We start from the raw sequence: 9,239 nt of genomic DNA, 5'->3' as shown, positions 1-9,239 counted from the left end.
TACGGTGCTCACCGACGGAGGTGCAGACCGATCGTTCCAGGCTTCGAGAAGTTCGGAAACAGATATGTCGGTCACCCGGTAAGGATAGCCTAGCCTGTCGGAGTCACCGCATCGGTCTCCCATGCACGCCAGAGCTGCGCGTACCGTCCGTTCCCATCTCTCAACAGCTCGGAGTGCGGACCGAATTGGATGATCTGTCCATGCTCCATGACCGCGATGGCATCCGCCGCCGCGGCCTGCGTGAGACGGTGTGCGACAACCAGTGTGGTGCGGCCCGCGGTGGCCGCGAGAGCCGCGTCCTCGAGGTCGCGAGCGCTCGCGCTGCCCGCTTCCGCGGTGGCCTCGTCCAGCACGACGACACGGGGGTCGCCGAGGACCAGACGGGCCAGCGCGATGTGCTGTGCCTGCGCGGCGGTCAGCGCCAGGCCGCCTTCGCCGACACGGGTGTCGATGCCCTCGGGCAGGGCGGTGACCCAGTCGAGTGCGCCGACCGCGTCGACCGCGGCGAGGACCTCGTCGCGCGTGGCGTCGGGCGCGACCAACCGGAGATCCTCCATCAGGGGGCCGGCGAAGACGTGCACCTCCTGCGTGATGGTCGCGACGTGTGACCGCAGTCGGGCGGGGTCGATGTCCCCTACGGGTACACCGCCGATGGTCACCGATCCGGAGTCGGCGTCGCGCATGCCGGCGATGATCGCCGCGAGCGTGGTCTTGCCCGCACCGGTCGACCCGACCAGCGCGGTCCGCGTGCCTGCGGGGATGGTCAGTGAGACACCCTGCAGCACCGGGTGATCGGGGTGATAGGCGAAACGGACATCGCGGACCTCGACCCGTGCGTCCCGCGGAACGGCGACACCGGACCGCTTGTCCGACACAGCGATGTCGACGACGCCGACCAGTCGCGAGAGGCTGGCGCCGGCGGCCTGGACCTCGTCGAAGTTGAACATCAGCATGCCGATGGGGTTGAACAGGCGGTGGAAGAGAAGCGCGGCCGCGGTCACCGCACCGACGGTCACCCCGCCACCGCTGTCGTCACTGTCGCGGACCAGCAGGAAGCCGACGACCAGGATGGCGGCGAGGCCGACGAACTCGGCCCGGTTGATCCGCCCGACGAAGCGGGTGAACTGGGTGAACACGGCGATCGACAGATCACGCGCACGAGCCGAGGCGACGCTGATCTCGTCGCGGTGATGCTCGTGCCGCTCGTAGGCGTCGATCGTCTTGATGCCCTGGAGCGATTCCACCATCACCTGCGCGCGCGCTGCGATGGCCATCCGCTCGTCGCGGTACAGCGGCGCCGAGCGCGGCAGATACCACCGCAGCGCGAGGATGTAGGCCGGGATGGCAAGCGCCCCGGCCAGTCCCAGTCGCCAGTCGATCCCCGCCATCCCGACCAGGCTCAGCACGCCGAGGAAGAACGCGTTGATCATCGTGGGCACGACCTGCGACACCGCCTTGCCGACCGCGCCGACGTCGGCACCGACGCGCGAGAGCAGGTCACCGCGTCCGGATTCGTCGATGGTGTCGGCGGGCAGGTCCAGCGCGCGACGGAGCACCGATTCGCGGAGGTCGGCCAGCGTCTGTTCCCCGAGCTTGGTCACCAGGTAGGTCGAGACCCCGGTACCGAGCCCGCCGAGGAGTGCGGCGACGCCGATGACGGCGGCGAGCGGCCACAGGTCGGACACGTCGGCGCCGTCGCGGACGCGGTCGACGAGGGAGCCGAGCAGGTAGATCGGGATGACCGACGCACCGGCCGCGGCGACACCGACGACCAACGTCGCGACGAGGGTGCGCGGGCGATGTGCGAGGTCGGCGCGCAGCCACCGCAGGGTTCGCCGCGACTGCGCGACCGGCAGGATCGGCGCGACATCGGGGATGGTCATCGGGACACCAACTCTCGGTAGTCGTCGCGACCACGGGCGAGCTCGGAGTGGGAACCGACGGCAGCGATCGCACCGTCGACGAGCAGCAGCACGCGGTCGGCGGTGGCGAGCAGGGCGGGGCTGCTGGTGATGACGACGGTCGTCTTCGCAGCACGGCCGCGCACGGCACGGATCCCGTCGGCGATGGCCTGCTCGGTGACCGCGTCGACGGCGGTCGTCGGGTCGTGCAGGACGAGGACGTCGGGGGCGGCGATGAGTGCGCGGGCCAGTGCGAGGCGTTGTCGCTGTCCGCCGGACAGGCTCGCGCCCCGCTCGGTCACCGGGTGATCGAGTCCGGCCGGGTACAGCGCGACCACCTCGTCGGCGGCCGACGCCGCCAGCGACGCCTCGACGTCGCCCGGCCGGGCGCTCGCCGTCGTGCCCCAGTCGATGTTCGATCCCAACGTGCCGGTGAACAGGTGGGCGTCGTGGTGCTCGACGACGATCGCGTGTCGCCGGGTGCCCGCCGGGATGTCCTCGATCCGGCGGCCATCGACGCTGACCGAGCCCGCCGGGGCGGTCGGATCGCCGGCCAGCAATTCGACGAGGGCGGCGGCGTCGCGTGCCGACGGCGCCAGCACGGCCACGTACTCCCCCGGCGCGATGTCGAGGACGAGGTCGGTCAGTCCGCCGTGGGCGGAGCAGTCGATGCGCACCGCACCGCGGGGGCCGGCCGGAGCACGATCGGATCCGGCGACCGACCGTTTTTCCGAAGCGCCGCGCAGCAGCGGTGCCCCGAGCACTGCGGCCACACGATCAGCACTGGCCCGGGCCTCGGCCACCCAGCTCGGCACGATGGCCAGCAACGCGAAGGGGTCGATGAGGAACTGCGCCAGGCCGATGACGGTGATCAGTGCACCGATGCCCATGTCACCGGTCAGCGCGAAGTACACCGCGGCGACCGCGACCCCCATCGCGGCCAATGCGCCGACCGCGGCGGAAGCGCCCGCGTGCACGCTCTGGATCCGCGCGGCCCGCAGCGCGGCGGCCAGCGAGGTGCGGCTGGACCGTCGGTACCGGTCGGACGCGGCTCCCGTGGCCCCGATCCCCTGCAGCGGTCGGAGTCCGCTCACGAGGTCGGTGGCCAGGCCCGAGGTGCGGCCGACCGTGTCCTGCTGCGCCTCGACGCGGCGCGCGATCAGGGGCGCGGTGACCTGCAGACCCAGCACCACGATGGGGATGCCGACGAGCACCATCGCGCCGAGAACGAGGTCGATCGTCAGCAACACCACGCCGCACGCGACCGTCCCGACGACCGCACTGACCACGCGCGGGATGTAGTCGATGACGTACGAGGTGTTGTCGGCGTCGGTGGTCGAGATCGACAGCAGCTCGCCCGACGACCAGGCGTCGTCTCGTCCGGCCGCGACGGCCAGGCCGCCGGGTTCGAGCGCGCGGCCGCTGAGTTCGTCGCGCAGCAGATGCGATTCGCGCGCGATCCCGAACATCAGCTGTCGGGCGCCGAGGCGGTAGAGGACGGTGAGCACGACGAAGACCGCGGCGAGGACAGCGGTCCACACCGCGATCGAGACGTACGACCCGGACGAGACGGCCCGATCGACGATGACGCCGATGAGGATCGGGATCGCGACCTCACACAGCTGATATCCGGCGATGAGGACCGAACCACCCACCAGCCATCGGGTGTTGCGGGTGATGGTCCGGCGCAGGACCCATCCCCCGGTCACGCCTGCATCTGCTCCCGGAGGGAGCGCGGACGCATGTCGGTCCAGGTCTTCTCGATGTGGTCGAGGCAGCTCGCCCGGTCGGTCCCGGTGTCGCCGAACGTCACGGTCCAGCCGCCGGGGACGTCGGAGAACGACGGCCACAGCGAATACTGGTCCTCGGCGTTCACCAGCACCACGAAGGTGCCGTCGGTGTCGTCAAAAGGATTGCCGGACAATCCACTTCCTCTCGTCGAGCGTCGGCACCGGGCGCAGAGACGCGTGGCGTCCGCGATGGGAACGCATTTGATACCTGAACTGGGCGATGGTATCAAAGGCAAGGCTAACCAAATCGGTGGCCAGGCAAGGGGTGACTGTGCGCGTCGTGATGTTGGGCTACCAGACCTGGGGACACAAGACCCTGGAGGCGTTGGTCAAGTCACGTCATCAGGTCGAACTCGTGGTGACCCACCCGCCGAGCGAGCACGCCTACGAGTCGATCTGGGCCGACTCGGTGGAGGACCTCGCCCGCAGCGAGGGGATCGACGTCCACCTCGCCAAGCGACCCACCGACGAGTTGATCGCCGCGGTCCGCGACATCGCGCCCGACGTGATGGTGGCCAACAACTGGCGGACCTGGCTCCCACCGGAGCTGTTCACCATCCCCGAGCACGGCACGTTGAACCTCCACGACTCGCTGCTCCCCGAGTTCACCGGGTTCTCGCCGGTCATCTGGGCACTCATCAGCGGTGCGTCGCAGACCGGTCTGACCGCCCACATGATGGACGACGATCTCGACACCGGCGGCATCATCACCCAGCGCGCCGTGCCGATCACCGACACCTCCACCGGCACCGGTCTGGTCCAGGCGACCATCGACCTCATCCCCGAGGTCCTCGTCGAGGCGCTCGACGCCATCGAGTTCGGGACCGCCGAGCTGACGCCCCAGGACCTGAGCCGACGCACCTTCTTCCACAAGCGCGCCGACATCGACAGCCTGGTCGACTGGACCAAGCCCGCCGGCGAGATCGAGCGGTTCATCCGTGCCCTCCAGGACCCGTATCCCAACGCCTACACGTGGTTTCGCGGCGACCGCCTGCGGATCACCGCGGCACACCTCTCCCGCAGCATCTACGGAGGGACACCCGGCCGGGTGTTCATCGCCGAGGACGACGGCATGGTCATCGTCGCGGGCAGCGAGGCGTACCGCGGCGGCTCGCACGGTCTCGTGATCGACCGGCTGCGCACCGACGATGGCGTCGAGCACGCGGCGCTGGACTACTTCACCCGCGGCGGCGGATACCTCACGAACACCCCCGCCTGAGCCGTCCGCCCCGCGAACGTCGGGGTCGGTTGTCGGTGGTCACTTGTACGGTTCGCTCCATCAAGTTCGTCCGCGTCGCCCCGGCGACTCGTTCTCTGGAGTGCACATGACCGATCCCCAGCTGTCCCTCGTCGCCGCCCTGCTCGACCGTTCCGGCTCGATGCAGTCCATCGCGGACGACACCCGCGGCGGTTTCGACGCGTTCATCGCCAAGGAGCGGGCGTCCGACGGCGAGACCGTCGTGACACTCGCGCAATTCGACGACCGGTACGAACTCGTCTACTCGGCGAAGCCCATCGCGGAGGTGCCGCCGTTGGTCCTCGAGCCGCGTGCCATGACGGCGCTGTACGACGCGATCGGGAAGCTCATCACCGACGTCGGCGCCGATCTGGCCGCGAAGCCGGAGCACGAGCGTCCGGGGTCGGTGACCATCCTGGTGATGACCGACGGTCACGAGAACGCCAGCCGTGAGTGGTCGAACACCGGTGTGCGAGAACTGATCACGCGACAGGAGACGCGCTACGACTGGGACTTCGTGTTCCTCGGTTCCAACATCGACGCCGTCGAGGTGGGGGCCGATCTCGGGTTCGCCCGGGAGAAGTCGATGACCTATGAGTCGTCGCCGATGGGTGTGTCCGCGGCGTTCGAGTCGGTGTCGGGGTACCAGGGTCGCAAGCGGTCGAACCGCATCGCCGGCGAGCCGCCCGCGGACGGTTTCACTCCGCTCGAACGGGAACGCTCGAGCGGGCGGTAACTCATCGCACCGTGCACGGCAGTGATTTCACGCCGTGCACGAACTGGGAGAGCAGCGCATCCGGCCGGCCGGTCGCGTGGAGGTCCGGGAATGCGGCCAGCAATTTCTGCAGGACGACCCGGATCTCCATGCGCGCCAGGTTCGCTCCGAGACAGAAGTGTGGCCCACCCGCACCGAAAGCTATCTGCTTGCTCGCGTTGTACCGGGTGATGTCGAAGGCGTCGGGGTTCTCGAACATCGCCGGATCGCGATTGGCGGCGAGATACCAGATGACGATCTTGTCGCCCTCGGCCACCGCGACGTCGCGGATCGTGGTGTCGCGCGTCGCGGTTCGGCGCATGTGCAGGACGGCGACGACCACCGGAGAATCTCTTCGATCGCGTTGGCCTGGTGTCCGTCGAAGTCGGCGGCGAGCATCCGCTGTTGCTCGGGGTGCTCAGAGAGCAGATGGATCGCCCAGGCGAGCCCGGTGCGGGTGGTGTCGTTGCCCGCCGCGATCATCAGGATCAGGAACGAACCGAACTCCGTCGGCGTCAGCCGCTGACCGTCGACCTCGGCCGACATCAGCAGCGAGGTGAGGTCGTCGCCCGGCGTGGCCTGGCGTTCCTTGCCGAGTTCGATGGCGTATCCGAAGAGTTCGATCACGGCCTCGACGCCCTGTTGCGGTCCACCGAAACTCGGATCGCTCACGCCCAGGACACGATCGACCAGCACCCGCAGGTGCGGACGGTCCGACGCGGGGATCGAGAGCAGGTCGCAGATCACCTGGAGCGGCAGCTTCGAGGCGACCGCGTCGACGAAGTCGAACTCGCCGAGGTCACGCAGCTCGTCGACGATCACGTCGGACAGCGACGCCACGTTGTCGGTCAGCGCCGCGATCGCACGCATGGTGAACGCACCCTGGACCAGCTTGCGCTGCTGCTTGTGTTTGGGGTCGTCCATGCCGATGATCGACGCCATCGTCTCGAGCAGTTGCCGCGACATGTCGTCGAGGGAGAAGCCACGCGCGTTCGAGTACGTCGCGGGATCCTTCGTCACCGCGACCGCGTCCGCGTACGACGTCACCGACCAGAAGCCCTGGCCGCCGGAGTCCATCTCATGGAAGGGCAGGTCGGGCCGAGCCCGCAGGTCGGCGAAGGCGGCGAGTCGCGTGGGCAGGTCCGCCTCCCAGAACGGGCGCAGGACGCCTGGTGACGCTCCGTCCACGTGCAGCGAACTGGTCACAGGGCACCTCCCGGTCAGAACCACTTTCCTGAACCTGACGTTAGCATCAGTTTTCTGTCCGGGGGCCGCTTCGCCGATCCGACCGGTCCTGATCAGCCCAGCAACCTGATCGCCAGGGCCGGACACACCGCCGCCGCCTGCTCCACCTCCGGGATCGATGTCGCTGGCGGATCGGGGTCGACGACGAAGGAGATGCCGTCGTCGTCGCGCTGGTCGAACACCTCGGGCGCCGCGGTGATGCACTGCCCGGATCCGACGCACTTGTCCTGATCGAGGGTCACTCTCATGGGGTCATTCCTTTCGTGAGCAGGGATGGGGTCACCAGCGGACCGGCAACTCGTGGACGCCGTAGACCGCGGCGTCGTCCTTGAACGGGACGTCGGACAGGTCGCAGTCGAGCGCGAGGGTGGGTATCCGGCGGTAGAGCGTGCGGTAGACGATCTGCAGTTCGAGGCGGGCCAGCGGCTGCCCCAGGCACTGGTGCACACCGAAACCGAACGCCACATGACGCCGCGCGTCTCGTGTGATGTCGAGGCGGTCCGGGTCGTCGAACGCGTCGGGATCCCGATTACCGATGTCGTTGGCCATGATCAGTCCCTCGCCGGCCCGCACCGTGGTCTCGCCGATCTCGATGTCCTCCAGCGCGACTCGTGCGCGTCCGTTGTGGGTGATGTTGAGGTAGCGCAGGAGTTCCTCCACCGCCGAGGTGACGACGGCCGGGTCGTCGGAGTCGCGCAGCAGCGCCAGCTGATCCGGGTTGTACAGCAGGGCTGCGGTGCCCAGCGCGATCATGTTCGCCGTGGTCTCGTGACCGGCGAGCAGCAGCAGCGTCCCCATCTCGGCGACGTCACCGCGGGTCAACTCACCGTCGTTGACTCGAACGGCCAACTCCGACAGCAGGTCATCCCCCGGATCAACACACTTCGCACCGACGAGCTCCGTGAGGTAGTCGATGAGCCGCTGATGGCCGGCGGCACTCTCCGACCGCGACACCGCACGACTCACCATCAGTCGACTGTTCTCCTGGAAGAAGTCGTGGTCGGCGTACGGGACCCCGAGCATCTCCGAGATCACCAGCGACGGAACCGGCAGCGCGAACGCCTCCACGAGATCGGCCTGCGGCGGACCGGCGAGCATCGCGTCGATGAGGTCGTCGACGATGGCCTGGATCGTGGGACGGAGTTTCTCGACCCGCTTGATCCCGAACGGCGCGGTGACCATGCGACGCAGACGCAGATGCTCGGGATCGTCCATGGTGATGAAGCTGACCGGACGGGCGTCCTCACCGGAGTGGTACGGATGTCCCGGGGTTCGGATGTCGGAGCTGATCCGCCGGTCGGCCAACACCTGTCGCTGCTCGTGATACTTCGTCACCAGCCAGGGCGTCCGACCATCGGCGAGGCGAACGCGGGTCACCGGCGCGTCTGATTGGAGTTCACCCAGCAGTGGCGGCGGGTCGAACGGGCACCCGGACGCCCGCTTCATCGGAAAGGACGGGATCTCGGCCTGCGAGTCCGTCCGGGTGTCGGTGTCGGTCATGCGAATCCTCCCGGAGGTGAGCGGTGCGACTCACGTGCCGCACCGTCACTCCAGTAGACCGATGGATTTAGTTTAAGTCAAGCGACTGACTTGAGGGTCATGGGCTGACCGGTGCCGTCCACATTCCGACGATGGCGTCGACGAGGTCCTTGCCACACCGATCCCACGTCGCGTCAGCATTCGAATCTGCCTGCGCCAGATAGCGTTCGAATTCGGCGCATCCTTGCGAGACCAATATGCGGGCCATCGAGTTACGGGCGGCGCGGGTGCCGTCGGACAGCTCGGGCGTGCAGACGGCGAGCTGGTTGATCGCGATCCGCAGCGACTGCGAGGTGGTCGCCTCGTCGAGAAGAACCGCCCGCAACTCGGGATCGGTCGACACCTGCGCACCGAAGCGTGCGTACCAGGTCGGACTGCCGAGCGCGGCCAGATGGTCGGTGACCGGGAGGACCATGCACGACACCCACGACCGCACCTCGCTCGAGCCCCGGTGTAGGCGCACCAGCTCCGCACGGCCCTGGTCGATGGCGGCCGAATGCTTGGCGACAATGGCCCTGACCAGGTCGGTCTTCGTTCCGAAGTGATATCCCACCGCGGCGTTGTTGCCCTGCCCGGCGGCCTCGCTCACCTGACGATTCGAGACGGCGGCGATGCCCTGCTCGGCGAACAGTCGCTCCGCCGCGAGCAGGATCGCATCGCGCGTCGCGACGGCCCGCTCGTTCTTCGGCGTCCTGGCTTCCACATCTCCCACTTTCGTTTCTCTACCGATGACGACCACTCAACCATCAGAGACACAGCGATGGCACCTCTTG

At 68.2% G+C, this 9,239-nt stretch carries 10 protein-coding genes; 2 read left to right on the top strand and 8 right to left on the bottom strand.

Annotation, left to right across the window (positions count from 1 at the left end; all coding sequences use genetic code 11):
• Positions 1-89: 89 nt before the first annotated feature.
• Genes LX13_RS11320 through LX13_RS11310 form a run of 3 tightly spaced genes read right to left on the bottom strand, consistent with a single transcriptional unit; the run spans position 90 to position 3,825 of the window.
• Positions 90-1,883 carry an ABC transporter ATP-binding protein gene (locus LX13_RS11320; protein ID WP_253661414.1) on the bottom strand — a complete coding sequence of 598 codons (1,794 nt, stop codon included), beginning with the start codon at positions 1,881-1,883 and terminating at the stop codon, positions 90-92.
• Complete coding sequence (locus LX13_RS11315) at positions 1,880-3,610, bottom strand: ATP-binding cassette domain-containing protein (protein ID WP_253661413.1); 1,731 nt, start codon at positions 3,608-3,610, stop codon at positions 1,880-1,882. The genes LX13_RS11320 and LX13_RS11315 overlap by 4 nt, the downstream gene beginning before the upstream one ends.
• Positions 3,607-3,825: an MbtH family protein gene (locus tag LX13_RS11310; protein WP_253661412.1), complete on the bottom strand. Its 219-nt coding sequence runs from the start codon at positions 3,823-3,825 to the stop codon at positions 3,607-3,609. Before LX13_RS11310 ends, LX13_RS11315 begins: the two co-directional genes overlap by 4 nt.
• Positions 3,826-3,962: 137 nt before the next feature.
• On the opposite strand from LX13_RS11310, the gene LX13_RS11305 reads away from it, so the two are divergent.
• Together LX13_RS11305 and LX13_RS11300 are read left to right on the top strand one after the other, a co-directional pair.
• The gene (locus tag LX13_RS11305) at positions 3,963-4,910 is read left to right on the top strand and encodes a methionyl-tRNA formyltransferase (protein WP_253661411.1); all 948 of its coding nucleotides are present in this window, start codon (positions 3,963-3,965) and stop codon (positions 4,908-4,910) included.
• 106 nt (positions 4,911-5,016) lie between these two features.
• Entirely contained in the window at positions 5,017-5,664 is a 648-nt protein-coding gene (locus LX13_RS11300; RefSeq protein WP_253661410.1) for a vWA domain-containing protein, read from the top strand.
• Between the two features lies 1 nt (position 5,665).
• Here LX13_RS11300 and LX13_RS11295 read toward each other — a convergent pair whose 3' ends face one another.
• The 5 genes from LX13_RS11295 to LX13_RS11275 form a co-directional block, all read right to left on the bottom strand.
• Positions 5,666-5,959: a cytochrome P450 gene (locus LX13_RS11295; RefSeq protein WP_253661409.1), complete on the bottom strand. Its 294-nt coding sequence runs from the start codon at positions 5,957-5,959 to the stop codon at positions 5,666-5,668.
• The gene (locus LX13_RS23480; protein ID WP_253661408.1) at positions 5,845-6,888 is read right to left on the bottom strand and encodes a cytochrome P450; all 1,044 of its coding nucleotides are present in this window, start codon (positions 6,886-6,888) and stop codon (positions 5,845-5,847) included. The genes LX13_RS11295 and LX13_RS23480 overlap by 115 nt, the downstream gene beginning before the upstream one ends.
• 92 nt (positions 6,889-6,980) lie before the next feature.
• Entirely contained in the window at positions 6,981-7,175 is a 195-nt protein-coding gene (locus LX13_RS11285; RefSeq protein ID WP_253661407.1) for a ferredoxin, read from the bottom strand.
• A gap of 31 nt (positions 7,176-7,206) precedes the next feature.
• Positions 7,207-8,427 carry a cytochrome P450 gene (locus tag LX13_RS11280; RefSeq protein ID WP_253661406.1) on the bottom strand — a complete coding sequence of 407 codons (1,221 nt, stop codon included), beginning with the start codon at positions 8,425-8,427 and terminating at the stop codon, positions 7,207-7,209.
• 97 nt (positions 8,428-8,524) lie between these two features.
• Positions 8,525-9,178 (bottom strand): TetR/AcrR family transcriptional regulator, encoded by a 654-nt coding sequence (locus tag LX13_RS11275; protein ID WP_253661405.1) that lies wholly within the window; start codon positions 9,176-9,178, stop codon positions 8,525-8,527.
• Positions 9,179-9,239: the final 61 nt, after the last annotated feature.

The organism is Williamsia maris (assembly GCF_024171815.1).
Lineage (GTDB): Bacteria > Actinomycetota > Actinomycetes > Mycobacteriales > Mycobacteriaceae > Williamsia_A > Williamsia_A maris.
Note: the sequence above shows the minus strand (reverse complement) of the source record. Positions and strands in the feature narration are given on the sequence as shown.